The organism is Streptomyces sp. NPDC046759 (genome assembly GCF_040645475.1).
Taxonomy (GTDB): Bacteria; Actinomycetota; Actinomycetes; order Streptomycetales; family Streptomycetaceae; genus Streptomyces.
Genome location: NZ_JBEYYJ010000013.1, coordinates 31,385 through 57,000, shown reverse-complemented (window position 1 = coordinate 57,000; position 25,616 = coordinate 31,385). Strand labels below are relative to the sequence as shown.

Below are 25,616 nucleotides of genomic sequence, written 5' to 3'. Positions count from 1 at the left end.
GGACGCGCAGGCTCTGGGGCTCTTGCCGCCGCTCGACACGCTGCCATACTTACGACGCCGTAGGTTACGGAACCGTAGGGAAGTACCGTCGAGTCCCGCTCGGTCCCGGCGGCCCGGCACCTGCCTCGACCCTCGACCCCACAGGGGACGCGTATGACCTCAAGTTCCGATGTGATCGAAGAAGCCCGTAAGGCCGACGACGGTCTGATCCCGTCCGCCACGCTGGGTGGCGAGCAGAAGCGTTCGATCGAGCAGATCACGCTGCTCCTGTTCATCACCGTGCCGTTCCTGGCGCTCGTGGCGGCGGTGCCGCTGGCCTGGGGCTGGGGGGTGAGCTGGCTCGATCTGGGCCTGCTGGTGTTCTTCTACTTCCTGGGGTGCCACGGCATCACGATCGGTTTCCACCGGTACTTCACCCATGGTTCGTTCAAGGCCAAGCGGCCCCTGCGGATCGCGCTGGCGATCATGGGGTCGCTGGCGGTCGAGGGCCCCCTGGTGCGCTGGGTGGCCGATCACCGCAGGCACCACAAGTTCTCCGACGCGGAGGGCGACCCGCACTCCCCGTGGCGGTTCGGCGAGACGGTTCCGGCGCTGATCAAGGGCCTGTGGTGGGCGCACATCGCCTGGATGTTCGACGAGGAGCAGACGCCGCAGGACAAGTACGCACCGGATCTGGTCAAGGACCCGGCGATCCGGGCGATCTCCCGCCAGTTCGTCTACTGGACGGCCCTCTCCCTCGCGCTGCCGCCTGTGATCGGCGCTCTGGTGACGATGTCCTGGTGGGGCGCGTTCACCGCGTTCTTCTGGGGTTCACTCGTACGGGTGGCGTTGCTGCACCATGTGACGTGGTCGATCAACTCGATCTGTCACGCGGTGGGCAAGCGGCCGTTCAAGTCGCGGGACCGTTCGGGCAACGTGTGGTGGCTCGCGGTGCTGTCGTGCGGTGAGTCGTGGCACAACCTGCACCACGCCGACCCGACCTCGGCGCGGCACGGTGTGATGCGCGGCCAGATCGACTCCTCGGCGCGGTTCATCCGCATCTTCGAGCTGCTCGGCTGGGCGTACGACGTGCGCTGGCCGTCACGCTCACGTATCGATTCGCGCCGGAACACCGGGGATGGCGGTTCTCGGCGCCGGAAGGAGACCGTTAAGGCGGCATGATTGACGCCGTGGCGACCGACTCCAGCAGCACCTCCAGCAACGACAAACCGCGGCGGACCCGCCGGACCCGTATGACCGGTGCGGAGCGCCGCCAGCAGCTGCTGGAGATCGGTCGCACCCTCTTCGCGGCGAAGGGTTTCGAGGGCACCTCGGTGGAGGAGATCGCGGCGAAGGCCGGGGTGTCCAAGCCGGTGGTGTACGAGCACTTCGGCGGCAAGGAGGGCCTGTACGCGGTGGTGGTCGACCGCGAGATGCGGCGGCTGCTGGACATGGTGACCAGCTCGCTGACGGCCGGGCATCCGCGTGAGCTGTGCGAGCAGGCCGCGTTCGCGCTGCTGGACTACATCGAGGAGTGCACGGACGGCTTCCGCATCCTGGTCCGTGACTCCCCCATCCCCCAGTCCACCGGGTCCTTCGCCTCTCTCATCTCCGACATCGCCACCCAGGTGGAGGACATCCTGGGCCGCGAGTTCAAGTCCCGCGGCTTCGACCCGAAGCTGGCCCCGCTGTACGCGCAGGCGCTGGTCGGCATGGTGGCCCTGACCGGCCAGTGGTGGCTGGACGTGCGCCGTCCGAAGAAGGCGGAGGTCGCGGCGCACCTGGTGAACCTGGCGTGGCACGGGCTGGACGGGCTGGAGCAGAAGCCGCGGCTGATAGGGCACCGCAAGGCGTAGCCCGGGGGCCCCGGTCACCGGGGCTGGAGGAACTCCAGCCGGTTGCCGACGGGGTCCTCCGAGTAGAAGCGCAGGTGGCCGGGGAGGTTGTCGTCCCAGGTCACCCTGGCTCCCTTCGCGGCGAGCCGGGCCGCGAAGGCCTTGATCCGCGTGACCGTGAGGCCCGGGTGGGCCTTCTTCGCGGGCCTGAAGTCCTCCTCGATGCCCAGGTGGAGCTGGACGGAGCCGGCCTGGAACCAGCACCCCCCGCGCGCCGCGAGCGCCGGGGGCTTGGGGATCTCCGTCATTGCGAGGACGTCGACGTAGTACGCCCGCAGCGCGTCCTCCGTCCCGGGCGGGGCCGCCAGCTGCACATGATCGACCGCGGTGAGCACGCTCAGGCCTCCTTCACGGCGACGGCGAACAGCCGGCGGAAGGGCAGGACCGTGCCGTACGGCGCGCTGGGGTAGGCCTCGCGCAGCAGGTCCCGGTACTCGGCGAGGAACGCGTCCCGTGCCTCGGGGTCGTCGGCGAGCGCGGTCAGGGCGGGCCTGAGACCGGTTCCCTTCACCCAGTCCAGTACCGGGTCCTCGCCCTCGAGGACGTGGAAGTACGTCGTCTGCCACACGTCGGCCGTGCAGCCGAGGCGGGCGAGGCGGTCCAGATAGGCGCCGGGGGCGTGCACGGAGCCGTTGTGGCGCAGGACGCCGGCGAGGCGGGATTTCCAGCGGGGTGCGGCGGCGAGGTCGCGCATCAGGGCGTGCAGCGGGGCGTCGATGTTGTCGGGCACCTGGAAGGCGAGGGTGCCGCCGGGCCTGAGGCCGCTGATCCAGTCCGCGAAGCGGTCGGCGTGCCCCGGCACCCACTGGAGCGTGGCGTTGGAGAGGATCAGGTCGTACGGCTCGGCGGGTGTCCAGGTGCGGGCGTCGGCGTGGGCGAAGTCCAGCCGGCCGCCCCCGGCGGTGGGGCCCTCGTGCTCGGTGTGGGCCTCGTCGAGCATCTCGGGCGAGTTGTCGAAGCCGGTGACGTGGGCGGCGGGCCAGCGTTCGGTGAGCAGCGCGGTGACGTTGCCCGGGCCGCAGCCGAGGTCGGCGATGCGGGGCGCCTGCGTGGGCAGGGCGGGGACGCGGGCGAGGAGGTCGGCGAAGGGACGGGCCCGGTGACCGGCGTGCCGCAGGTACTGGGCTGGATCCCAGAGGGGTTTCGTCATGCCGTCCACTCTTCCCGGCAACTTCTCTCGATGTCAAGAGACTCGACATCAAGAGACTTCACGTCGACACAACCACTACACTGATCTCCATGGAGGACGAGGTCGATCGGCTGGTCGCAGCGTGGCGCCGGGAACGTCCGGACCTCGACGTGGAGCCGCTGGAAGTGCTCAGCCGGGTGAGCCGACTCGCCCGGCATCTGGACCGTGCGCGCCGGCTCGCCTTCGCCGAGCACCAGCTGGAGCCGTGGGAGTTCGACGTGCTGACTGCGCTGCGGCGCGCGGGCACGCCGTACCAGCTCTCCCCCGGCCAGTTGCTGACACAGACCCTGGTCACCTCGGGCACGATGACCAACCGCATCGACCGGCTGGCCAAGAAGGGCCTGGTGGAGCGGCTGCCCGACCCGAGCGACCGGCGTGGGGTGCTGGTCCGGCTGACGGACACCGGCCGGGACCGCGCCGACCAGGCACTGGCCGGGCTGCTGGAGCAGGAGCGGGCGATCCTGGCCGAGCTGTCGCGCGCCCAGCGTGCGGAACTCGCCGGCCTGCTACGCCAGCTGACCGCCCCGTTCGACAACATCCCCGGCTAGGTCGGCCGGTCCGACCCCCGCCCGGCGTGCGAGTGCGACGGCGGCCAGCGTCGAGTGGACGCCCAGCTTGCCGAGGACGTTCTGCATGTGGGTGCGCACGGTGTGCGGGGACAGGAACAGCCGCTCGGCAACGGCCTTGCGGCCGAGCCCGGCGACCATGCAGCGCAGCACCTCTCGCTCCCTGGGCGTGAGGGACTCCACCAGCCGCTCGCTCTCCGTGCGGTGCCGGCGGGCGGCGGTCAGCTCCCTGAGCACGCCGGTGAGCAGGGCGGGCGGCAGATGGGTCTCGTCGCGCAGCACCCCCCGGATCACCGTCAGCAGCCGCGACAGCGAGCAGTCCTTGGCGACCCACCCGCAGGCCCCGGCCTGCAGCGCGAGCGCCGCCCGCCGGGGATCGTCCTTCTCGGCGAGCACGACGATTCGCACGCCGGGCTGGGCGGTGCGGACCCCGGCGACGAGCGAGATCCCGTCGACCAGCCCCTCCTCGTTGCCCTCCTGCACCGGCACGGGCACGGCGGGACGGGTGCCGGGCGCATGGCCGCCCAGGTCGGCGTCGACCAGGAGCACGTCGAAGCGGCGGCCCTCACCGGCCGCCCGCTCCAGGCAGCGCAGCGCCGCGGGGCCGCTGCCGGCGGCGGAGACGTCGACGTCCGGCTCGGCGGCCAGGGCGGCGGCGAGCGACTCGGCGAAGATGCGGTGGTCGTCGACGACCAGGACTCGGATACGAACCACGAAACCCCCTTCCCCAGGCTCCGCGCGGAGCAGGGGACAACCAAGGTCCGGAAAGGCCCGGAAGGCCCGGAGAACGACGACCCGCACGGGTACGACACCTGCGGAAAGGACGCGCGCCGCACGGCCGCCGCCGTCGCGGAGACTGCTACCCCCACCGCGGGCGCCGTACCCGCCTGTCTCGCCCCCTGATCAGCACCGGCCCCCACCGGCGCTGTTTCTCAGAGTACGGATGGGAGCACGCAGCGGAAGGAGATTTGCAGAACTGACCGTCCTGCACGTTTATGGTGTGGCGCATGTTTCGTATTGAGGCGGAAGTCGACAAAGACCGACGTGATCTGCTTCGCTCACGGTTGCGGGAGACCAACACGGCGGCGTCCCCGGTACTGGCGGCCCTGCGCGGCACCCCCGGAGAACGCGACGTCCCTCTCCACGTGTGGGCCATGGCCCCCTCCGGCGACCTGGTGGGCGGCCTGGTCGGCCACACCTGGACCACTTGGCTGCACGTCACCTACCTCTGGGTCGACGCCGCCCACCGCGCAGCGGGCCTCGGCTCGCGCCTGCTGGCACGGGCGGAACGCATCGCCCGCACCGACCGCGGCTGCACCGCGGCCCGCCTGGAGACCTGGGACTTCCAGGCCCCGGAGTTCTACAGGAAGCAGGGTTACGAGGTGGTGGGCGTCATCCCGGACTACCCGCCGGGAGTCACGGAGTTCACCCTCACCAAGCGGCTCGGCTGAGGCCGGGCACGGAGCCCGGGGACGCCGCCGGCCCCGTGCCCGTCGAAGGTGCACGGGGCCGCTGCTCAGTGGCGTGGCTGGGCGGGGCGGGCGTCAGACCAGTCGGCCGGCACCCGCCGACGGCACCGCCTCGAAGACCCGTGGGGCCGCGAAACCCGCCGTCGCGAAGGCCTCCTCGACGGCCTTGGTGAGGGTGTCGACGTCCGTCGCCTCCGCCAGGACGATCGCCGAGCCGCCGAAGCCGCCGCCGGTCATCCGCGCACCGAGGGCGCCGGCGGCGAGGGCGGTGTCGACGACCAGGTCCAGCTCCGGGCAGGAGACGCGGAAGTCGTCGCGCAGGGAGGCGTGGCCCTCGGTGAGGACGGGGCCGATCGCACGGGTCTCACCGGCGCGGAGCAGGCCGACGACCCGCTCGACCCGGTGGTCCTCCGTCACCACGTGCCGGACCAGTCGGACGACCTCCTCCTCGTCGCCCAGGCGGGCGAGGGCCGCGTCCAGGCCGCCGTACGGGATGTCCCGCAGGGCGTCGACGCCGAGCAGGGCCGCGCCCTTCTCGCAGCCGGCCCGGCGCTTGCCGTACTCACCGCCGCTGTGCGCGTGCTTGACCTGGGTGTCGACCACCAGCAGGCGCAGTCCCTCGGCCGCCGCGTCGAAGGGGATCTGCCGCTGGGACAGGTCGCGGGTGTCCAGGAAGAGGGCGTGGCCCTGCTCGCAGCAGGCCGACGCGGTCTGGTCCATGATCCCGGTCGGCGCGCCGACGTAGACGTTCTCGGCGCGCTGGCACAGCCGGGCCAGCTTCCAGCGCGGGAGGCCGAGCCCGTACAGGTCGTCGAGCGCGAGCGCGACGACCACCTCCAGCGCGGCGGACGAGGACAGGCCCGCGCCCGTCGGAACCGTGGAGGACAGGTGGACGTCCGCGCCGGTGATCTCATGGCCCGCCTCGCGCAGCGCCCAGACCACGCCCGCCGGGTACGCCGTCCAGCTCCCGTCGCTCCCGGGCTCCAGGGCGTCCGGCCGCAGTTCCGCGACACCGCCCTCGATGTCCGCCGAGTGCAGGCGCAGCACGCCGTCCCGCCGGCGGGAGACCGCCGCGACCGCCTGCTGCGGCAGCGCGAACGGCATCACGAAGCCGTCGTTGTAGTCGGTGTGCTCGCCGATCAGATTGACCCGGCCGGGCGCCGCCCACACACCCTCCGGCTGCGCGCCGTACAGCTCCGTGAACCGCTCCGCGACCTGCTGTGCCCCCACTAGTGCTCCCTGGAGATGTTCTGCGCGAACTCCCACGCGTCCGCGACGATACCCGCGAGATCCGCGCGGGTCGGGTTCCAGCCCAGCTTCTCGCGGGCCGTGTCCGCCGAGGCGACCAGGACCGCGGGGTCGCCACCACGGCGCGGGGCGACCACCTCGGGGATCGGGTGCCCGGTGACCTGGCGGACGGTCTCGACGACCTGGCGGACGGAGAAGCCGTTGCCGTTGCCGAGGTTGCAGATCAGGTGCTCGCCGGGTTTCGCGGCCGTCAGGGCCAGCAGGTGCGCCTCGGCCAGGTCGGCGACGTGGATGTAGTCGCGGACGCAGGTGCCGTCCGGGGTGGGGTAGTCGTCGCCGTAGACGGAGATCGCCTCGCGGCGGCCCTGGGCGACCTGGAGAACCAGCGGGATGAGGTGCGACTCGGGGTCGTGGCGCTCGCCGTACGCGCCGTAGGCGCCGGCCACATTGAAGTAGCGCAGGGAGACCGCGGCCAGGCCGTGCGCGTTCGCCTCGCTGGTGATCATGTGGTCGACGGCCAGCTTGGTGGCACCGTAGGGGTTGGTCGGCTTCGTCGGGGCGGTCTCGAGGATCGGGACCTGCTCCGGCTCGCCGTAGGTCGCCGCCGTGGAGGAGAAGACGAGCTTGCGGACGCCCGCCTCGCGCATCGCGCCGAGCAGCGCCAGGGAGCCGGCGACGTTGTTGTCCCAGTACTTCTCCGGCTTCACCACCGACTCGCCGACCTGGGAGGCCGCGGCGAAGTGCAGCACGCCGTCGTAGGAGGGGTCGAGCCACTTGGCGGCGTCGCGGATGTCGCCCTCGACGAACGCGGCGCCGGCCGGGACGCCCTCGCGGAAGCCGGTGGAGAGGTTGTCGAGGACGGTGACCTCGTGGCCGGCCTCCAGCAGATGCTGGGCCACGACACCGCCGACGTAACCCGCGCCACCCGTCACCAGGTACTTCATGAACTCGCTACCTCTCGCAGTCGCTCGGCCGCGCGTTCCGGCGGCACGTCGTTGATGAACACACTCATGCCGGACTCGGAACCCGCGAGAAACTTCAGCTTGCCGGAAGTGCGGCGGATGGTGAAAAGCTCGAGGTGGAGCCCGAAGTCGTCCCGCGTGACACCGTCGAACTCCTCCAGCGTGCCGAACGGGGCCTGGTGCCAGGCCGCGATGTACGGCGTCGGAGGCTCACCCTCGCCGAAGATCCGGTCGAACCGCCTCAAGAGTTCCAGATACACCTGGGGGAACTCTGTGCGCGCGGCCTCGTCGAGCGCGAGCAGGTCGGGCACGCGGCGCCTGGGGTACAGGTGGACCTCGTACGGCCAGTGCGCCGCGTACGGCACGAAGGCCACCCAGTGTTCACCCTCAAGGACGACCCGCCCGTCGGCGAGTTCCCGCTCCAGGACGGCGTCGAAGAGGTTCTCCCCGCCGGTCGCGTCCTTGTGGGCGGCGAGCGAGCGGAGCATCAGCGCGGTGCGCGGCGTGGTGAAGGGGTAGGCGTAGATCTGTCCGTGCGGGTGGCCGAGAGTCACTCCGATCTCGGCACCGCGGTTCTCGAAACAGAACACCTGCTCGACGGAGGGCAGATGCGACAGCTCCGAGGTGCGGTCCGTCCACGCGTCCAGCACCAGGCGCGCCTGCTCGGCGTCCAGATCGGCGAAGGAGGCGTCGTGGTCGGAGGTGAAGCAGACGACCTCGCAGCGGCCGGAGTCGCCGGCGAGGGAGGGGAAGCGGTTCTCGAAGACGACGACGTCGTAGGAGGAGTCGGGGATCTCGCTGAGCCGGGCGCCCCGGGTGGGGCACAGGGGGCACTCGTCGGCCGGCGGATGGTAGGTGCGGCCCTGGCGGTGGGAGGCGACGGCGACCGAGTCGCCGAGCAGCGCGTCGCGCCGGATCTCGGAGGTGGTGACCGTGCGGTCCAGCGGCCGACGGTCGACGGCGTCGCGCACGGTGTCGTCCCGCAGGTCGTAGTAGATGAGCTCACGACCGTCGGCCAGCCGTGTCGAGGTCTTCTTCAACGCCGGACTCCTCTACGTCCCGCACCCAATCACTCAACACAATCAAACATAACAGACCACAACCCGACAACACCTCGGTCGATCACAATCAAACAAAGAACACCACTCGAAGTGTTCAATTACTGAACACGGCGGCGTAGGTTCCGCTTGGATCAGTTCGCGCAACGAAGCGAGTACTCATGCAAACCCCCACAAACAGTCCCGTGTTTCTGGCGGCGGCGCTACGGCTCCCCACCAACTGGCTGGACTACACGATCCTCGCGATCTACTTCGTCGTCGTGCTGGGCATCGGCTTCGCGGCCCGCCGCTCGGTGAAGACCAGCCTCGACTTCTTTCTCTCCGGACGCTCGCTGCCCGCCTGGATCACCGGCCTCGCCTTCATCTCGGCGAACCTGGCGGCCACCGAGATCCTGGGCATGGCCGCGAACAGCGCCCAGTACGGCGCCTACACCGTGCACTGGTACTGGATCGGCGCCATCCCCGCCATGGTCTTCCTGGGGCTGGTGATGATGCCCTTCTACTACGGCAGCAAGGTCCGCTCGGTCCCCGAGTTCCTGCTGCTGCGCTTCGACCGGGCCGCCCACCTGCTCAGTTCGATCCTGTTCGCGTTCGCCGCCATCCTGATCGCGGGGGTCAACCTCTACGCCCTCGCGATCGTCGTCGAGGCCCTGCTCGGCTGGCCGCAATGGGTCGCCATCGTCGTCGCCGGCGCCTTCGTCCTCGCGTACATCACGCTCGGCGGACTGTCCTCGGCGATCTACAACGAGGTGCTGCAGTTCTTCGTGATCCTGGCCGCCCTCATCCCGATCACCGTCCTCGGCCTGAGGAAGGTCGGCGGCTGGAACGGCCTGACCGACAAGCTCACCGCCACCCACGGCCACAACTTCACCACCGCCTGGGGCGGCACCGGCATCGGCAGCGTCAACCCGCTCGGCGCCAACTGGCTGACCATCGTCCTCGGCCTCGGCTTCGTGCTCTCCTTCGGCTACTGGACGACCAACTTCGCCGAGGTGCAGCGCGCCCTGTCCGCGAAGAACCTCTCCGCCGGTCAGCGCACCCCGCTCATCGCGGCGTACCCGAAGATCTTCATCGTCTTCCTGGTGATGATCCCCGGCCTGGTCGCCGCCGCGCTCATCCCGAAGTTCGGCACCGCCGGCTCCGGCTACCAGTACAACGACGCCATCCCCTTCCTGATGCAGGAGCTGCTGCCCAACGGCGTGCTCGGCATCGCGGTCACCGGTCTGCTGGCGGCCTTCATGGCGGGCATGGCGGCGAACGTGTCGTCCTTCAACACGGTCTTCACGAACGACATCTGGGCGAAGTACGTGGTACGGGGCCGGGAGGACTCGTACTACGTCAGGTTCGGCCGCCTGATCACCGCGGTGGGTGTCCTGGCCTCGATCGGCACGGCCTTCCTGGCGTCCTCGTTCTCGAACATCATGGCCTACCTGCAGACGCTGTTCTCGTTCTTCAACGTGCCGATGTTCGTGGTGTTCATCGTCGGCATGTTCTGGAAGCGCGCGTCCGCCAAGTCCGGCTTCTGGGGCCTGCTCGCGGGCACCGTGACCGCGATGGTCAACTACTTCGTGTTCTACAAGAAGGGGATCATCTCCATCCCCTCCGACCAGGGCGCCAACTTCGTCTCCGCGATCGCGGGCTTCGTCGCCGGCGCGGTCGTGATGGTCGCCGTGTCCCTGTTCACCCGGCCGAAGCCGGCTCAGGAGCTGCAGGGTCTGGTCTACGGCACCCGCTCCCCCGGCATGGCCGAACCGCCCGCGCCGGGCGACGACGCCTGGTACCGCAAGCCGACCCTGCTGGGCTGGGGCGCGGTCGTGCTGGCCGCCGCCTGCTACATCCCGTTCTCGCTCTGACGCGGAAGGACCGAGGAAACCATGAGCGACAACTCGCACTCCGACCGCCCCCGCCAGGGCTTCCACTACAGCGAGGACGACGTCCAGCGGGAAGTCACCGAGCTGGAGGGCAAGTCCGCGACCGCGGCCCGCATCTTCGACCTGCGCCGCATCATCGGCGGCCTGTTCGTGCTGTACGGCGTCATCGTCACGATCACCGGCATCACCGACTCCCAGGCCGCCATCGCCAAGGCCCAGGGCGTCAACATCAACCTCTGGACCGGGATCGGCATGCTCCTGCTGGGCGTCTTCTTCCTGGTCTGGCTGCGGCTGCGGCCCTCTCCTCCGCCGCTTCCTCCGGAGGGCTTGCCGGAGGACCGGCAGGGGGACAGGCAGGGGGAGTAACCCGCCGTTGCCGTCCGCGGGCGCGTGGGGGCTGGTCGCGCAGTTCCCCGCGCCCTTCGAGCGCGCCTACTCCGGACCTGTGTTCAACGGCCCCGCCCGGTCCAGCAGCCCCGTGCGCGCGGCCAGGGCCGCCGCCTCCAGGCGGGACCCCACGCCCAGCTTCATCAGCACCCGCTGGACATGGGTGCGGGCCGTGCTCGGGGCGATCCCCATCCCTGCGGCGATCAGCCGGGTGTCCTCCCCGTCGGCGACCCTGACCAGCACCTCCACCTCCCTCGGCGTCAGCACCGACAGCAGCCGCTGGGCCTCGTCATCGGGCTGAGCCGCCGGATTGAGCAGCTCCCCGAACGCCCCCTGCAGCAACTGCGGCGCCACCGCGGCCTCCCCCGACCGCGCCTTCATGATCGCCCGCTCGACGCCCTCGATCCGCTCGTCATGGCGCACGTAGCCCGACGCGCCCGCGGCGAACGCCGCGGCGATCCCGCGCGGCGACGGCACCGGGCCGAGCACCAGCACCGCGACCTGCGGCCGCTCCCGCTTGATCTTTACCACCGGGTCGAACACGCCCGGTTCGGCCGGCGCCGCCGTGCCCAGCAGGCACACCTCCGGCGCCCGCGCGATCACCAGGTCCGCCGCGCCCGCGGCCGGCGCCGCCGCGGCGAGCACCCGGTGCCCGCGCAGCTTGAGCGCCGACGCCAACGCCTCCGCGAGCAGGCGATGGTCGTCGACGACCATGAGCCGCACTCCCATCAGAGCAACCCCCCAGTCCCCCCATGGATGCCCCACTATGGACGCCCACCGGTCCGCAAGGACAGAGGGCCCCCCGGCACCTCGCCCTTCATGCCCCCGGAAGCTACACGCTTGTTCGACGTCGCGCTGCCCCTCTTGATGAGAAGTGCCCCGGATCGATGAAATCCGGGGCACTTCTTGGTAAGTCACCCATTCGGGCGAGACCTGCCGACGGCGTCGCCGCAGTCGTCAGCCCCTGGGGCCGAAGGCCAGCGCCAGGTACTGCTTGCCGTCCGACGACGTGCCCTTCTTGTCGGCGAAGACCTCCGACATGTACAGGCGGCCGTGCCCGAAGAGGATCTCCGCGTAGTCCGGCAGCATGTTGCCCTCCGCCTGCCGGGCGCTCTGCGTCGAGGGGTTCTCCAGCAGCTTGGTCTGCTTGAACGAGCTGCCGTCGATGCTGACGATCTGACCGCCCTTGTCGTACGGCGGCCGCTTGTAGGCGAGCAGGTTCGAGCCGTCCATGCGCAGCGGGGAGAGCGTGTACCCGTCCCCGGCCTCGGCGCGCTGGCCGGTCGGCTTGCCGGTGTTCAGGTCGAAGGAGACGATCTCGTTGGTCCGGCTGAAGTCGCCCTTGCCGTCGTGATCCGTGGTCGGCAGATAGAGCTTGCCGCCTCCGACGACGACCTGCTTGCAGTCCTCGGTACGGGTGCTGTCGCACTTGCCGTCGTAGGTGTCGCTCGGCGCGGAGATGTGGGCGAGCAGCTTGCCGGTCTTGCCGTCGATGGAGAAGTAGTCCAGGGCCTCGCTGTCCGCGCCGGCCTTCGCGGCCACCACCAGCGGGTCGGTGGAGACGATGGACGCGTAGTCGATGCCCGGGTCCATCCGGTACTCGGAGAGCACCTTCCCGGTCTTCGGGTCGAGGCTCTGGATGAGCAGCCGCTCGTTGTCCACGTCTCCGCAGTGTCGGACCGCGACCAGCTCGGCGCCGCCGCCGTAACCGGCGTCGTAGCAGTCGTCGCCCTGCTTCGGCAGCCACAGCGGCTTGCCGGAGTCGAGGTCGAAGGCGGCACCACCGCTGGTGTCGCCGACCGCGACGGTGCGCTGAGCGATCGTCACGTTCTCGTAGTCGACCGGGTAGTCACCGGACTTGACCGTCTTCGTCCAGAGCTTCTTCCCCGAGTCGAGGTCGATCGCCGCGATCTGGGTGCAGCCCGCGATGGTCTTCTTCGTGTCCCACTTCGGCTGGTAGGTGATCGCGGTCCTGTCGTCCGCGGTGGCGTGCGCGCTGGCCGAGCAGACCGGGCCGGGCAGCTTGAGCGTCCACAGCTCGGTGCCCTTGACCGGGTCGTGGCCGACGACCTCGGCGACGCCGGTCTTGGCGTACACCTTCTCGGTCAGCCAGGAACCTATGGTTCTGACGGTGTCGTCCGTGGTGGGCATGGGCACCTGGAACAGCACCTTGGCCGAGGGATCGGCCGGCACCTTCTCCTTGCCGCCGCCCGTGCTTCCGGTGCCGCCGCCGGTCTCGCCGCCCGTGCCGCCGCTGGAGGACGCGGTCTCGTGCTTCTTGCCGCCGCTCCCGGAGGAGTGGGCGTACCAGATGCCACCGCCCACGATGAGCGCGACGGCGACGACCGCGGCGACGACGATGAACAGCACGGTGTTGTTGCGCCCGCCACCGCTCTGCCCCGGCTGCGGCTGCATCGGAACGGTCGGCGGCGGGCCGGGATAGCCGTAACCCGGCTGTGCGGGCTGCGCGTAGGGGTTCTGCGGCGGGGCGCCGTAGGGCGCGGCGGGCGGCTGTCCGTAGGCCGGGGTCTGCCCGGCGTACGGGTTCTGCTGTGGACCGGGGTAGCCGTAACCGGGCTGGGGCGGCTGCGGGGCGGGGGCGGGCTGCGGGTAGCCGTAGCCGGGCTGCGGCTGCGGAGGCTGCGGGGGCTGCTGCGGGCTCGGGGGGCCGAAACCACCCTGCTGCGGAGGCTGGTTGGGCGGCGGAGGGGGCGGCTGGGTCATGACGTCGGGTACCTCGGTGAGGCCTGGAAGGCCGGACGGCGAAGGGTTGGCGAAGGGCTGGCGAAGGGGCTGGCGAAGGACTTCGGTGGGAAGAGGGAGGCCGGTACGGCGGCTCAGTCGCCGAAGGCCATGATCAGTTTCTCCCTCGACTGGTCGCTGCCGGACAGCCGTCCGGCGGAGATGAAGAACCGCCCGTCGGCCCAGTCGACGACCGCGTCGTAGAACGTTTCCTCGATCTCGGCCGTGCCCTGCGGGTTCTGCAGCAGCCTGGTGGTCCGGTGGGAGGAACCGGTGACCGGGATCGACACCACCTGGCCGCCCGCGTCGTACGACGGCTGCACATACGCGACGAGCTTGCCGCCCTCGACCTTCATCGGGTACATCGGCTCGTCGGCCGGGGACTTGGCCCGCCACTTGGCCTTGCCGGTGGTGAGGCTGACGGCGACGATCTCGTTGGCGCTGCTCGTCCTGTCCGTCGGCAGGTACAGCGTGTCGGCGTCGGCCGCGACGCCCTGACAGCCCTGCAGATCCCGGTCGATGAACGTCCAGCCGCAGTGGGGGGCGAACTTCTCGTCGACCTTCACCTCGGAGCGGAACTTGCCGTCCTTGGTGAACGTGGAGATGTTCCAGGCCTTCTTGTCCTGGTTGGTCAGGTACACCACGAGCGGGTCCACGGAGTACACCCTGGTCACCTGCCAGCCCTTCTTGACCGGCTGGGTCCACTTGACCTTGCCGGTGGCCGGGTCCAGTTCCTGGATCTCGTCGTGCTGGTTGGGCTGGTACGCCGCGCAGGAGGACGCCTGGATCAGCCGGCCGGCGCCACCCGCGTACGCGACCGGATAGCAGTTGGCGCCGTACTTCCCCTTGTCGTACAGCTTCTTGCCGCTCTGGAGGTCGTACGCCGCGCCGGACGCCGCGCGGCCCACCACCAGGGTCCTGCCGCTGATGGCCAGGTTGATCTGGACCGTGTTGTCGAACAGCGCGCCGTCGGAGATCTTGCCGCCCCAGCCCTTCCGGCCGGTGTCCAGGTCGATCTGCTGCAGCTGGTTGCACTCGGCCTTGTCACCGCTGCCGCTCATGTACGCCACGACGACCTTGTCGTCGGCCGACTTCTGCGGGGTGACCGCGCAGACCTTCTGCGGGAAGGTGACCGGGCTCCAGGCGGGCTTGCCGTCGCCGACGCCGTAGGCGAAGACCTGCTTGTACGCCGCCTTCACCACGGCCTTGCCGGTGACCCACATGCCCGGGGCGTCCGCACCGGCGCCGGGGGCGTCCGGAGCCGACTGGTACCAGAGCACCTTCGCCTCGCCCGGTTTCCGGCCGTCGTTGAGGTTCTCCGGATCGTCACCGCCGCCGCTCGACGCGCTCGGCGAGGCGGAGGCGGAGTGCTTGGGGTCGTCGCTCTGCTGGGCGACGGGCTTCTTGCCGCCGCCACCGCTGGTGACCGCGTACACCGTGCCGCCGATGACCAGCAGCGCGGCCACCGCGGCACCGATGACCAGCGCGGGCTTCGCCTTGGGCCGGCCACCGGGAACGGCACCGGGAGCGCCCGGGTACGGCGGCTGCTGCGGGTGGCCGAAACCGGGCTGAGGCGCCGCACCGTAAGGACCTGGCTGCTGCGGATAGCCGTAGGGGCCCGGGGTGCCGTACGGGCCCGGCTGCTGGCGGTAGCCGTAGCCGGGCTGCGGCGGGACGGCGGGCGGCTGGGCCGGCGGCGGGGGCGTGGGAGGTACGCCGGGAGCGCCCGGGGGGACGCCCGGGGCTCCCGGCGGGGCGCCGAAACCGCCCTGAGCCGGTGGCGTCTGCGGGGCACCGAAACCGCCACCCTGCGGTGGCTGGTTCGGCGGCGCTCCGAAGCCACCCTGCGGCGGCTGGTTGGGCGGCTGAGTCATCAGCGCTCTTCCCCCTCGTTCACTGATTTTTAGCCACGCCCTGAGGTTCTTGACGGAACCTGGGTCGTTACTCAGACAGTTCTCAGACGGCCCTTTCTATCACCCGGCTCTGACCGCAACGGGGCCCGTGTCCACCGCTGTTCCCAAGGGACGACCCCGCCGTGATACCGCCGTTACGCGCCTTCACGCCCCCTTCACGCGGCGCACGCGCCCCCCTGGGCGTCGGGCGTGAACGGTCAGGCGTCCTCGGCCAGTTCCAGCCAGCGCAGCTCCAACTCGTCGCGCTCCCCGGCCAGATCGCGCAACTGGGCGTCCAGGTCGGCGACCTTGGCGAAGTCGGTGGCGTTGTCGGCGATCTGGGCGTGCAGCTTGGACTCCTTCTCGGAGATCTTGTCCAACTGGCGCTCGATCTTCTGGAGTTCCTTCTTGGCGGCGCGCTGGTCGGCGGCGCTCTTCTCCGCCGCGGCGGGCCTGGGCGCCGCAGCGGCGGTCTGCGCGGCGACCGCCTCCTCCATGCGCCGGCGCCGCTCCAGGTACTCGTCGATGCCGCGCGGCAGCATCCGCAGGGCGCCGTCGCCGAGGAGGGCGAAGACGCGGTCCGTCGTGCGCTCGACGAAGAACCGGTCGTGGGAGATGACGATCATCGAACCGGGCCAGCCGTCGAGGACGTCCTCCAGCTGCGTGAGGGTCTCGATGTCGAGGTCGTTGGTGGGCTCGTCCAGGAAGAGGACGTTGGGCTCGTCCATGAGGAGGCGCAGGAGCTGGAGCCGGCGGCGCTCACCGCCGGAGAGGTCCCCCACCGGCGTCCACTGCTTCTCCTTGCCGAAGCCGAACGTCTCGCACAGCTGCCCGGCGGTCATCTCGCGCCCCTTGCCGAGGTCGACGCGCTCGCGCACCTGCTGGACGGCTTCCAGGACCCGGGTGTTCGGGTTCAGCTCGGCGACCTCCTGGGAGAGGTAGGCGAGCTTGACGGTCCTGCCGACGACGACGCGGCCGTCGGCCGGCTGCTCCTCGCCCTCGCTGCGGGCGGCGGCGGCCATGGCACGCAGCAGCGAGGTCTTGCCGGCGCCGTTCACGCCGACGAGACCGATCCGGTCGCCCGGGCCCAGCTGCCAGGTGACGTGCTTCAGCAGCACCTTCGGCCCGGCCTGCACGGTGACGTCTTCCAGGTCGAAGACGGTCTTGCCGAGCCGCGAGGAGGCGAACTTCATCAGCTCGCTGCTGTCCCGGGGCGGCGGCACGTCCGCGATCAGCTCGTTGGCGGCCTCGACCCGGAAACGCGGCTTGGACGTCCGCGCGGGCGCCCCGCGCCGCAGCCAGGCCAGCTCCTTGCGGATCAGGTTCTGCCGCTTGGCCTCCTCGGTGGCGGCGATCCGCTCGCGCTCGGCACGGGCGAACACGTAGTCCGAGTAGCCGCCCTCGTACTCGTAGACGTCGCCGCGCTGCACGTCCCACATGCGGGTGCAGACCTGGTCCAGGAACCACCGGTCGTGGGTCACGCAGACCAGCGCCGAGCGGCGGTCCTGCAGGTGCCGGGCGAGCCAGGCGATGCCCTCGACGTCGAGGTGGTTGGTGGGCTCGTCCAGGACGAGCAGGTCCTGCTCCTCGATGAGGAGCTTGGCGAGGGCGATACGGCGCCGCTCGCCACCGGAGAGCGGTCCGATGACGGTGTCGAGCCCCTTCGGGAAGCCCGGCAGGTCCAGCCCCCCGAACAGCCCGGTCAGCACGTCCCTGACCTTGGCGTTGCCGGCCCACTCGTGGTCGGCCATGTCGCCGATGACCTCGTGGCGGACGGTGGCGGCGGGATCGAGGGAGTCGTGCTGCGTGAGCACGCCGATCCGCAGCCCGCCGGAGTGCGTGATCCGGCCGGTGTCGGCCTCCTCCAGCTTGGCGAGCATCCGGATGAGGGTGGTCTTGCCGTCGCCGTTGCGACCCACCACGCCGATCCGGTCACCCTCCGACACGCCGAGTGAGACGCCGTCCAGCAGGGCACGGGTGCCGTAGACCTTGCTGACGTTCTCGACATTGACCAGGTTGACGGCCATTTCACTCCTGTGCGCGGGGCTGTGTCGACATGCGGCTCAGCCGCGGGGGTCAGCCTTCTAGCGTAGGGCCTCGGGGGTGACGAGCGGGGCGCGAGGGGGTTGTCACTCTTTGTGATGACGTGATCGGGACACGCCGCTACGGTCGGAGAGCAGGCGCCAGGATCTTGCCCATCGGAGGAACCATGACAGCCCCCCGATGGACGGCTACACCGTCGATGACCTGCTGACACTGCCGGATCTCCCGCCGCACACCGAGCTGATCGACGGGAGCCTGGCCCTCAGACCACCGTCGCCCCCGCCACCGGCCCCACCGCAGTGCGTACCGCCCTGCACGTGCCGGATGCCCGCAGGGCCCCCGCCACCTTCTCCGCCGCCTCGGCATCCCGCGCCAGGAACGCCGTCGTAGGACCGGACCCGGACACCAGCGCGGCGAGCGCGCCCGCTCCGCGACCCGCCTCCAGCGTCTCCGCCAGCTCCGGGAACAGGGCCAGGGCAGCAGGCTGAAGATCGTTGGACACGGCCGCGGCCAGCCCCTCCGCGTCGCCCTTCGCCAGCGCGTCCAGCAGGTCCGCCGAAGCCACCGGCCCGGGAATCTCCCGTCCCTCCGCCAGCCGGTCGAACTCCCGGAACACCGCCGGGGTCGACAGCCCGCGCCCGGCCATCGCGAACACCCAGTGGAAGGTGCCGCCGGTCTCCAGGACCGTCAGCTGCTCTCCCCGTCCGACGCCGAGCGCGGCCCCGCCCACCAGGCTGAACGGCACATCACTGCCCAGCTCGGCGCAGATGGCGAGAAGCTCGGCCCGTGAGGCAGCCGTGCCCCACAGCGTGTTGCAGGCCAGCAACGCGCCCGCGCCGTCCGCGCTGCCGCCCGCCATGCCGCCGGCGACCGGGATGTCCTTGGCGATGTGGATGTGGACGTTCGGTTCGATGCCCCGGCGCCCGGCGAGCGCGATCGCGGCGCGCGCGGCGAGGTTCGTGCGGTCCAGGGGGACCCCTGCGGCGTCCGGGCCCTCGCAGGTGACGCGGAGCTCGTCCGCGGGGGTCACCGTCACCTCGTCGTACAGGCCGACGGCGAGGAAGACGTTGGCCAGGTCGTGGAAGCCGTCGGGGCGGACCGCGCCGACCGCCAGCTGGACGTTGACCTTGGCCGGCACCCGTACCGTGACGCTCACTTGCCGCTCTCCTCGTGCTCCGTGGGCCGCGCGTCCTTGTGCTCGGCGATCCGCGCGAACTCCTCCACCGTCAGCGACTCGCCCCGCGCCTGCGGCGAGACACCGGCCGCGACCAGGGCGGCCTCGGCGGCGGCCGGGGAGCCCGCCCAGCCGGCGAGGGCCGCCCGCAGGGTCTTGCGGCGCTGTGCGAACGCTGCGTCGACGACCGCGAAGACCTCCTTCTTGGAGGCCGTCGTCTTGATCGGCTCCGTCCGCCGGACGAGGGAGACCAGCCCGCTGTCGACGTTCGGCGCGGGCCAGAAGACGTTGCGGCCGATCGCCCCGGCCCGCTTCACCTCGGCGTACCAGTTGGCCTTCACCGACGGCACCCCGTACACCTTCGAGCCGGGCGCGGCGGCCAGCCGGTCGGCGACCTCGGACTGCACCATGACGAGGGTGCGCTCGATGGTCGGGAACGTGGCCAGCATGTGCAGCAGCACGGGGACGGCGACGTTGTAGGGGAGGTTCGCCACCAGCGCCGTCGGTGGGGGGCCGGGCAGCTCCGTGACGTGCATCGCGTCGGAATGGACGAGCGCGAACCGGTCGGCGCGCGCCGGCATGCGCGCGGCGACCGTCGCCGGGAGGGCCGCGGCGAGGACGTCGTCGATCTCGACGGCGATGACCCGGTCGGCGACCTCCAGCAGCGCGAGCGTGAGGGACCCGAGACCCGGGCCGACCTCGACGACCACGTCGTCGGGGCGGACCTCGGCGGTGCGGACGATCCGGCGGACCGTGTTGGCGTCGATCACGAAGTTCTGGCCGCGCTGCTTGGTGGGGCGGACACCGAGCGCGGCCGCGAGCTCGCGGATGTCGGCCGGGCCGAGGAGGGCTTCGGGGGTGGGGCTGCTCACGGGACAAGGGTACGGGGGTCCGCCGGGCCGGGTTGCCACGCGGCCCGGGCGTCGGGGAAGCGCCCCGCAGGGGTGCGGGGAACTGCGCGACCGGCCGCGACTCCCCCGCTCCCGGCGGACGGCCGCGGCACGACGGCGCTCCCCGACGCCCCGGCCGGCGTCACCCCCGCAGCCGGGACCCGCAGGCCGGCCAGGGTGTCGTCCCCCGGCTCATGTACAGCTTCTTCGCGCGGAAGGTCTGTTCCTCCGCCGGGGCGTCCTGCGGACGTCCGCTGCCGCCGAGGCTGTGCCAGGTACGGCTGTCGAACTGGTAGAGCCCGCCGAACGTCCCGGAGGGGTCGACCGCGTGCGGGCGGCCGCCGGACTCACAGGCGGCGAGGCCGTGCCAGTTCAGGTGGTCGGCGCCGGCCCCGGAGGTGGGCCGCGCTTTGGTGCCCACCTTCACCACCTGCCTGCGCGGCTTGCGCACGACCTCGGACTTCTCCCGGCGCGGCTTCTCCCGGACCCCGTTGACGATGCGCAGAAGGTAGGTGTCGCGGCGCAGTCCGGGCACTCCGACCTGTGCGACGACCTCGGTGCCCTGCAGGAGGGAGGGGTCCTCGGTGCGCTCGGTCTCGAACGGGATCTGCTCCTCGCGGACCTCCCGGGCGCCGCTGATCCGCAGCACGGTCACCGTCTGCCCGTCGCGCGGGAAGCTGTCGAGCGGGACGGAGGTGGTGTCCTGGCCCTGCAGGCCGATGCCGGCCTCCTCGACGGCTTCCCGGACGGTGGCCGCGTTGGTGCGGATGGTCCGGGTCCGGCCGTCGGCCATGATCGTGACCGCGCGTTCGGTGCGCACGTCGAGGGCGAGCCCGGTGCGTCCGATGGGCTGGGAGCGCGAGGTGGACAGGTAGGCGCCCTCCGCGCGCACCCCCAGCTCGTCCAGCGCGCCCGCCACCGTGTGCGCCGTCGTCCACACCTCGCGCTGCCGGCCGTCCAGGGTGAGCCGGACGGGCCGCCCGTAGCGCACGGCGACGGTGTCCCCGCTGGCCAGCGCCGTGGCGGGGGCGGGCGCGATCATGTCGTGCGCGCCGACGTGCACGCCCTCCTCGGCGAGCAGTTCGCGCACGTCGTCGGCGAAGGTGTGCAGGGTGCGCTGCTTGCCGTCGACGGTCAGCTCGACCGCCTTGTCCTTGGCGACGAACGCGGTGGTGCCGCCGGCGAGGAAGGCCACGACCAGCGCCTGCGGCAGCAGACGGCGCATGGCGGACTCCGGGCGCTCGGCACAGCGAGCCCTGCGCCGGCGCGCCGACCGCCCACCGGCACCCGCCGGCCACGCGGTGTCACCGGCCCCCTCTTCGTCCCACCCGGGATCCAGGTCCCCGTGCCCCGGCGCGGCCCCGCCGCCGCGCACGGGGGCCGAGCGGTCGAGCGCGCTCCCGGCTCCCGGCACGCCGCTTCCGCCCTGCCGGGGCAGCACCGGCTCGGTGACGAGGTACGCCTGCGCCTCGTAAGCGGGCCGGTAGGTGTCCTGGTACAGCCCGTACGGCAGGGTCTCCGCGGTGTGCACGGAGGCGTCGGGGCCGTAGGGCGGCGGGTAGGGCTCGTAGGTCTCGGACGTCTCGTACTGCGACTTGCTCACGCCGACACGCTCCAGAGGGGCCGGGGTCCGGATCGGGCCCCCAGAACCTAGCGGAGCGATCGTCACTCTCCAAAGCGACGCGACTACGCACTGCTGCCCGTCGAGCACGCGCCCAGTGATCGAACAGAAGGGCTCAGTAGCCGAAGGCGCGGGCGGTGTTGGCGGCGAGAGCCGTCGCCAGCGCGTCCTCGTCGATCCCGCGCACGGCGGCCATCGCGCGGACCGTGACCGGTACGAGGTAGGGCGCGTTGGGCCGGCCGCGATAGGGCGCCGGGGTCAGGAAAGGGGCGTCGGTCTCCACGAGGACCTGCTCCAGCGGGGCGACGGCGAGGGCGTCGCGCAGGTTCTGGGCGTTCTTGAAGGTGACGTTGCCGGCGAAGGACATGTAGTAGCCCTCGCGGGCGCAGATCTCCGCCATCGCGGCGTCGCCCGAGTAGCAGTGGAAGACGGTGCGCTCGGGGGCGCCCTCCTCCTTCAGCACGCGCAGCACGTCGGCGTGCGCCTCCCGGTCGTGGATGACGAGCGCCTTGCCGTGCCGCTTGGCGATCTCGATGTGGGCGCGGAAGGACCGCTCCTGTGCCGCCTTGCCCTCCGGGCCGGTGCGGAAGTGGTCGAGCCCGGTCTCGCCCACGCCCTTGACCTGGGGCAGCCCGGCGAGCCGGTCGATCTCGGCGAGGGCCTCGTCCAGCGCGGCGTCACCGCCGGGCTCGCGAGCGCCCTGCCGGGACCAGCCGTCGGGGTCGCCGTGCACGATCCGCGGGGCTTCGTTGGGGTGAAGGGCGACGGCGGCGTGGACGCCGTCGTGGGCGGCCGCGATCTCCGCGGCCCACTGCGAGCCCTTGATGTCGCAGCCGACCTGCACCACCGTCGTCACCCCCACCGACGCCGCCTTGGCGAGGCCTTCCTCGACCGTGCCGGACTGCATGTCGAGGTGGGTGTGCGAATCGGCGACCGGAACCCGCAGCGGCGGCGGAAGCGGCGGTGCGGCGTTCTTGTCGCCCTTGGAGGTGTGGCCGGCGTTCGAAGACATGCCCCGATCCTACGAAAGGGGCATGCCCGCACCGGCCGCCGATCCGCTCAGCCGGCCTTGCGCTGGAAAGGGTGCAGGAGATCGGACAGGTGCCAGTGGTGCGGCTCCCCCGGCTCCGGCGCGGGTACCTGGGGCGCCTCGACCGGGCCGGCCGGCGGCACGGCGTGGTGCCGCTCGGTGGCGCCGCGCACCGACGAGACCTGACCCGCGCGCATGATCCGCACCACGTGGCCGTCGCAGTTCTGGCAGCTGGGGCGGCTCAGCGGCGACGGCACGACCCGGCCGTCGGCCACGTACAGCACGAACTCCTGCCCGTCGGCGTCCGTGTGGTGCTCTATCTCGTACGACTGCTCCCAGCCGTGCCCGCAGCGCATGCAGGCGAACGCATACGACTCGTGAACAACGGCTGTGGCCGTACCGCGGAGGCCGGTCTGTCCTGCGATCTCACTCATGCCAGCTCCTCTTGTCCGCTGGACAAGCGCCCGCGCGGGATTCCCCCGGAATCCGCTGGGGCGAGGGACGGGTGCGTCCCTTCGACCAGTGGACGCCTTCACCGGCGCGAATGCATCAGGGCTGTCGAGTGTTGGAGGCGATTTGAGTCTTCCTTGCCGAAAAGCCCCCGGCCGGCCGCGTTTCGCTTTGCCATCGGCGACAGCCCTTTGCCGTCCCATGGGTCGCCCGCTCACCCGAGAACAGCCCTGCTCAGAGGGGGTGCCGACGCGGGCCGGGGGCCGCGCCCGAAGGGCCGCCGGGACCCGCGCGACCAGCCACGACCAGCCCGCGGGCCGCCCTGACCCCCGCGGCCCGACGGCACTACTGGGCTCCGGCTCCCCCGGCGGAACTCTTCGCTGCAACGACGGCGTCGAAGACGACCCGCTTCGGCACTCCCGCCTCCACGGCCACCGCCGCGATCGCCTCCTTGCGCCGCTCCCCCGCCTCCTCACGCACGCGTACCCGGCGCACGAGTTCCTCCGCGTCCAGTTCCTCGGGCCCGCTCTCCGGTGCGCCCTCGACCACCACGGTGATCTCCCCGCGCACCCCCTCGGCCGCCCACCGCGCCAGCTCGGCCAGCGGACCGCGCCGTACCTCCTCGTACGTCTTGGTCAGCTCCCGGCAGACGGCGGCCCGCCGGTCGGCGCCGAAGACCTCGGCCATGGCGGCGAGGGTGTCGTCGAGCCGGTGCGGGGCCTCGAAGTACACCAGCGTGCGCCGTTCCGCGGCGACCTCGCGCAGCCGGGACAGCCGCTCACCCGCCTTGCGCGGCAGGAAGCCCTCGAAGCAGAACCGGTCCACGGGCAGCCCGGACAGGGCGAGCGCGGTCAGCACGGCGGACGGCCCGGGCACGGCGGTGACCCGGATGTCCTCCGCCACGGCGGCCGCGACCAGCCGGTAGCCCGGGTCGGAGACGGACGGCATCCCCGCGTCGGTCACCAGCAGCACGCGCGCGCCCCCGAGCAGCTCCTGGACGAGCTCGGGCGTGCGGGCGGACTCGTTGCCCTCGAAGTACGACACGACGCGGCCCTTGGGCGTGACGCCCAGCGCCTGCGTGAGCCGGCGCAGCCGCCGGGTGTCCTCGGCGGCGACCACGTCGGCTCCGGCCAGCTCCTCGGCCAGCCGGGGCGGCGCGTCCGCGATGTCGCCGATGGGGGTACCTGCCAGGACAAGGGTTCCAGTCACCCCCCCATCCTCCCAGCCCCCGGCCCCCGCGCGGCCCGCCCCCGCCCCCGGGAGAACGGCCGCTTCCCGACCCGTACCGCACATGCGCGGGACTCGCACAGAACGGTTCCCTACGATGGCGCGGTGACCAGTACCGCGTCCTCCATGGACCTCCGGCAGGGCCAGCCGCCGCACGACCAGCGGCCGTCGTGGCAGCAGCGGCTGCGCCGATTCGGGTACGCACCGGGCAAGGACGCCCCCTCGGGCGACGTACGGGACCGGCTGGTGCCCCCGTACGCCGAGCCGAGTCCCCGGCTGTGGCAGGCGCTCGGCGTGCCGCCGGTCCTCGCCGAGCGCGTCACGCGCTGGTCGGGCTGGGGCGGTCCGCTGCTGGTGACGCTGGTGGCGGGCCTGATGCGGTTCTGGAACCTGGGCAGTCCGCGGGCGGTGATATTCGACGAGACGTACTACGCCAAGGACGCGTGGGCGCTCGTCCACCGCGGGTTCGAGGTCAACTGGGACAAGAACGCCAACGACCTGGTGCTGCGGACGCACGGCCATCTCGCGATCCCGCCGGACGCGGCGTACGTCGTGCACCCGCCGGTCGGCAAGTACGTCATCGGACTCGGCGAGCTGATGTTCGGGTTCGACCCGTTCGGCTGGCGGTTCATGACGGCGCTGCTGGGGACGCTGAGCGTGCTGCTGCTGTGCCGGGTCGGGCGCCGGATGTTCCGCTCGACGTTCCTCGGCTGCCTCGCGGGCGCGCTGATGGCGGTGGACGGGCTGCACTTCGTGATGAGCAGGACCTCGCTGCTCGACGGGGTGCTGATGTTCTTCGTGCTGGCCGCCTTCGGCTGTCTGATCATCGACCGGGACCGGTCGCGGCAGAGACTGGCCGCCGCGCTGCCCGTCGGCCCCGACGGCCGGGTCCGCCCCGACGAGGACGTCGCCGACAGGTTCCGCTTCGGTCTGCGCCCCTGGCGCTGGGCGGCCGGGCTGATGCTGGGCCTTGCCATCGGCACGAAGTGGAACGGCCTGTACATCCTGGTCGCGTTCTGCGTGATGGCGGTGCTGTGGGACGTCGGTGCCCGCAGGACGGCCGGCGCCCGGCACCCGTACGCGGCGGCCCTGAAGTACGACACGGGCATCGCCTTCCTGGCGACGGTCCCGGTGGCGATCGCCGTCTATCTGCTCTCCTGGACCGGCTGGATCCTCTCGCCGGCGGACGGCACCGGCGGTTACTTCCGCAACTGGGCGGCCACCGACGGCAGGGGCGGCAGCTGGACCTTCCTGCCGGACTGGCTGCGCAGCCTGTGGCACTACGAGCACGAGGTGTACAAGTTCCACGTCGGCCTGACGTCCCCCCACACCTACCAGTCCAACCCCTGGAGCTGGATAGTGCTGGGCCGCCCGGTGTCGTACTTCTACGAGTCCCCGAACCCGGGCGCGGACGGCTGCCCGGCGAACGCCGCCGACAAGTGCGCCCGTGAGGTGCTGGCGATCGGCACGCCGCTGCTGTGGTGGGCGGCCTGCTTCGCGATCCTGTACGTGCTGTGGCGCTGGGCGTTCCGCCGCGACTGGCGCGCGGGCGCCATCGCGTGCGGCATCGCGGCGGGCTGGCTCCCCTGGTTCATGTACCAGGAGCGGACGATCTTCCTGTTCTACGCGGTGGTCTTCCTGCCGTTCCTGTGCCTGGCGGTGGCGATGATGATCGGCGCGATCGTCGGCCCGGCGGATTCCTCCGACACCCGGCGGGTGGTCGGCGCGTCGGCGGCGGGCGTGCTGGTGCTGCTGATCATCTGGAACTTCATCTTCTTCTGGCCCCTGTACACGGGTACGGCGATCCCGATCGACTCCTGGCGGTCGCGGATGTGGCTGGACACCTGGGTCTAGCGGGGCAGACACCACGGGGCGGGGCGACACGACGGGGCGGGGCCATGGGGCCGCGCCCCGTGGCCGTCG

The 25,616-nt window shown here is 71.5% G+C and carries 23 protein-coding genes and 1 pseudogene; 8 read left to right on the top strand and 16 right to left on the bottom strand.

What is annotated here, in order from left to right:
- The first annotated feature begins 153 nt into the window (after positions 1-153).
- Positions 154-1,161 carry a fatty acid desaturase gene (locus ABZ919_RS19165; RefSeq protein WP_361248897.1) on the top strand — a complete coding sequence of 336 codons (1,008 nt, stop codon included), beginning with the start codon at positions 154-156 and terminating at the stop codon, positions 1,159-1,161.
- Complete coding sequence (locus ABZ919_RS19160; protein WP_361248895.1) at positions 1,158-1,835, top strand: TetR/AcrR family transcriptional regulator; 678 nt, start codon at positions 1,158-1,160, stop codon at positions 1,833-1,835. Before ABZ919_RS19165 ends, ABZ919_RS19160 begins: the two co-directional genes overlap by 4 nt.
- Positions 1,836-1,849: 14 nt before the next feature.
- On the opposite strand, the gene ABZ919_RS19155 is transcribed toward ABZ919_RS19160, so the two are convergent.
- Positions 1,850-2,209, bottom strand: coding sequence for a glyoxalase (locus tag ABZ919_RS19155; RefSeq protein WP_361248893.1), 360 nt, complete (start codon positions 2,207-2,209; stop codon positions 1,850-1,852).
- A 2-nt stretch (positions 2,210-2,211) separates the two neighbouring features.
- On the bottom strand, positions 2,212-3,024 hold the full coding sequence (locus ABZ919_RS19150; RefSeq protein ID WP_361248890.1) for a trans-aconitate 2-methyltransferase: 813 nt from the start codon (positions 3,022-3,024) through the stop codon (positions 2,212-2,214).
- Positions 3,025-3,113: 89 nt separating this feature from the next.
- Between ABZ919_RS19150 and tamR the strand changes: the two genes are divergently transcribed.
- Positions 3,114-3,611 carry a MarR family transcriptional regulator TamR gene (gene tamR / locus ABZ919_RS19145; protein WP_069780386.1) on the top strand — a complete coding sequence of 166 codons (498 nt, stop codon included), beginning with the start codon at positions 3,114-3,116 and terminating at the stop codon, positions 3,609-3,611.
- On the opposite strand, the gene ABZ919_RS19140 is transcribed toward tamR, so the two are convergent.
- Positions 3,570-4,343, bottom strand: a complete 774-nt coding sequence (locus tag ABZ919_RS19140) for a response regulator transcription factor (RefSeq protein ID WP_361248887.1) — start codon at positions 4,341-4,343, stop codon at positions 3,570-3,572. The two genes, tamR and ABZ919_RS19140, sit on opposite strands and share 42 nt — an antisense overlap.
- Before the next feature lie 281 nt (positions 4,344-4,624).
- On the opposite strand from ABZ919_RS19140, the gene ABZ919_RS19135 reads away from it, so the two are divergent.
- Complete coding sequence (locus ABZ919_RS19135; protein ID WP_361248885.1) at positions 4,625-5,080, top strand: N-acetyltransferase; 456 nt, start codon at positions 4,625-4,627, stop codon at positions 5,078-5,080.
- A 93-nt stretch (positions 5,081-5,173) separates the two neighbouring features.
- Here the strand turns inward: ABZ919_RS19135 and galK are convergent, their stop codons facing one another.
- Genes galK through galT form a run of 3 tightly spaced genes read right to left on the bottom strand, consistent with a single transcriptional unit; the run spans position 5,174 to position 8,348 of the window.
- Entirely contained in the window at positions 5,174-6,328 is a 1,155-nt protein-coding gene (gene galK, locus ABZ919_RS19130) for a galactokinase (RefSeq protein ID WP_361248882.1), read from the bottom strand.
- Complete coding sequence (gene galE, locus ABZ919_RS19125) at positions 6,328-7,290, bottom strand: UDP-glucose 4-epimerase GalE (protein ID WP_361248879.1); 963 nt, start codon at positions 7,288-7,290, stop codon at positions 6,328-6,330. The genes galK and galE overlap by 1 nt, the downstream gene beginning before the upstream one ends.
- Entirely contained in the window at positions 7,287-8,348 is a 1,062-nt protein-coding gene (gene galT / locus ABZ919_RS19120; protein ID WP_361248876.1) for a galactose-1-phosphate uridylyltransferase, read from the bottom strand. Before galT ends, galE begins: the two co-directional genes overlap by 4 nt.
- 179 nt (positions 8,349-8,527) lie before the next feature.
- Between galT and ABZ919_RS19115 the strand changes: the two genes are divergently transcribed.
- Positions 8,528-10,219 carry a sodium:solute symporter family protein gene (locus ABZ919_RS19115; RefSeq protein ID WP_361248874.1) on the top strand — a complete coding sequence of 564 codons (1,692 nt, stop codon included), beginning with the start codon at positions 8,528-8,530 and terminating at the stop codon, positions 10,217-10,219.
- Between the two features lie 21 nt (positions 10,220-10,240).
- Positions 10,241-10,603, top strand: a complete 363-nt coding sequence (locus ABZ919_RS19110) for a hypothetical protein (RefSeq protein WP_361248872.1) — start codon at positions 10,241-10,243, stop codon at positions 10,601-10,603.
- 66 nt (positions 10,604-10,669) lie between these two features.
- Here ABZ919_RS19110 and ABZ919_RS19105 read toward each other — a convergent pair whose 3' ends face one another.
- From ABZ919_RS19105 to ABZ919_RS19090, 4 genes are all read right to left on the bottom strand, one after another.
- Complete coding sequence (locus tag ABZ919_RS19105; RefSeq protein ID WP_361248869.1) at positions 10,670-11,353, bottom strand: response regulator transcription factor; 684 nt, start codon at positions 11,351-11,353, stop codon at positions 10,670-10,672.
- Between the two features lie 228 nt (positions 11,354-11,581).
- Positions 11,582-13,348 carry a PQQ-binding-like beta-propeller repeat protein gene (locus ABZ919_RS19100; RefSeq protein ID WP_361248866.1) on the bottom strand — a complete coding sequence of 589 codons (1,767 nt, stop codon included), beginning with the start codon at positions 13,346-13,348 and terminating at the stop codon, positions 11,582-11,584.
- Positions 13,349-13,461: 113 nt separating this feature from the next.
- Positions 13,462-15,240, bottom strand: a complete 1,779-nt coding sequence (locus ABZ919_RS19095; protein WP_361248863.1) for a PQQ-binding-like beta-propeller repeat protein — start codon at positions 15,238-15,240, stop codon at positions 13,462-13,464.
- A gap of 236 nt (positions 15,241-15,476) precedes the next feature.
- Positions 15,477-17,285, bottom strand: coding sequence for an ABC-F family ATP-binding cassette domain-containing protein (locus ABZ919_RS19090; protein ID WP_361248860.1), 1,809 nt, complete (start codon positions 17,283-17,285; stop codon positions 15,477-15,479).
- A 196-nt stretch (positions 17,286-17,481) separates the two neighbouring features.
- Between ABZ919_RS19090 and ABZ919_RS19085 the strand changes: the two are divergent.
- Positions 17,482-17,559, top strand: a pseudogene (locus ABZ919_RS19085) (Uma2 family endonuclease); the annotation flags it as partial.
- Between the two features lie 4 nt (positions 17,560-17,563).
- Here ABZ919_RS19085 and ABZ919_RS19080 read toward each other — a convergent pair.
- The 6 genes from ABZ919_RS19080 to rsmI all read right to left on the bottom strand — a co-directional run bounded on the left by ABZ919_RS19080 (position 17,564) and on the right by rsmI (position 23,675).
- The gene (locus tag ABZ919_RS19080) at positions 17,564-18,457 is read right to left on the bottom strand and encodes a 4-(cytidine 5'-diphospho)-2-C-methyl-D-erythritol kinase (RefSeq protein WP_361248858.1); all 894 of its coding nucleotides are present in this window, start codon (positions 18,455-18,457) and stop codon (positions 17,564-17,566) included.
- Complete coding sequence (gene rsmA, locus ABZ919_RS19075; protein WP_361248856.1) at positions 18,454-19,347, bottom strand: 16S rRNA (adenine(1518)-N(6)/adenine(1519)-N(6))-dimethyltransferase RsmA; 894 nt, start codon at positions 19,345-19,347, stop codon at positions 18,454-18,456. The genes ABZ919_RS19080 and rsmA overlap by 4 nt, the downstream gene beginning before the upstream one ends.
- 160 nt (positions 19,348-19,507) lie before the next feature.
- On the bottom strand, positions 19,508-20,968 hold the full coding sequence (locus ABZ919_RS19070; RefSeq protein ID WP_361248853.1) for a ubiquitin-like domain-containing protein: 1,461 nt from the start codon (positions 20,966-20,968) through the stop codon (positions 19,508-19,510).
- Positions 20,969-21,101: 133 nt separating this feature from the next.
- The gene (locus ABZ919_RS19065; protein WP_361248851.1) at positions 21,102-21,998 is read right to left on the bottom strand and encodes a TatD family hydrolase; all 897 of its coding nucleotides are present in this window, start codon (positions 21,996-21,998) and stop codon (positions 21,102-21,104) included.
- Between the two features lie 47 nt (positions 21,999-22,045).
- Complete coding sequence (locus tag ABZ919_RS19060) at positions 22,046-22,450, bottom strand: hypothetical protein (protein ID WP_361248848.1); 405 nt, start codon at positions 22,448-22,450, stop codon at positions 22,046-22,048.
- 361 nt (positions 22,451-22,811) lie between these two features.
- Positions 22,812-23,675, bottom strand: coding sequence for a 16S rRNA (cytidine(1402)-2'-O)-methyltransferase (gene rsmI, locus ABZ919_RS19055; RefSeq protein WP_361248845.1), 864 nt, complete (start codon positions 23,673-23,675; stop codon positions 22,812-22,814).
- Between the two features lie 123 nt (positions 23,676-23,798).
- Between rsmI and ABZ919_RS19050 the strand changes: the two genes are divergently transcribed.
- The gene (locus tag ABZ919_RS19050) at positions 23,799-25,547 is read left to right on the top strand and encodes a phospholipid carrier-dependent glycosyltransferase (protein WP_361248842.1); all 1,749 of its coding nucleotides are present in this window, start codon (positions 23,799-23,801) and stop codon (positions 25,545-25,547) included.
- Positions 25,548-25,616 lie beyond the last annotated feature (69 nt).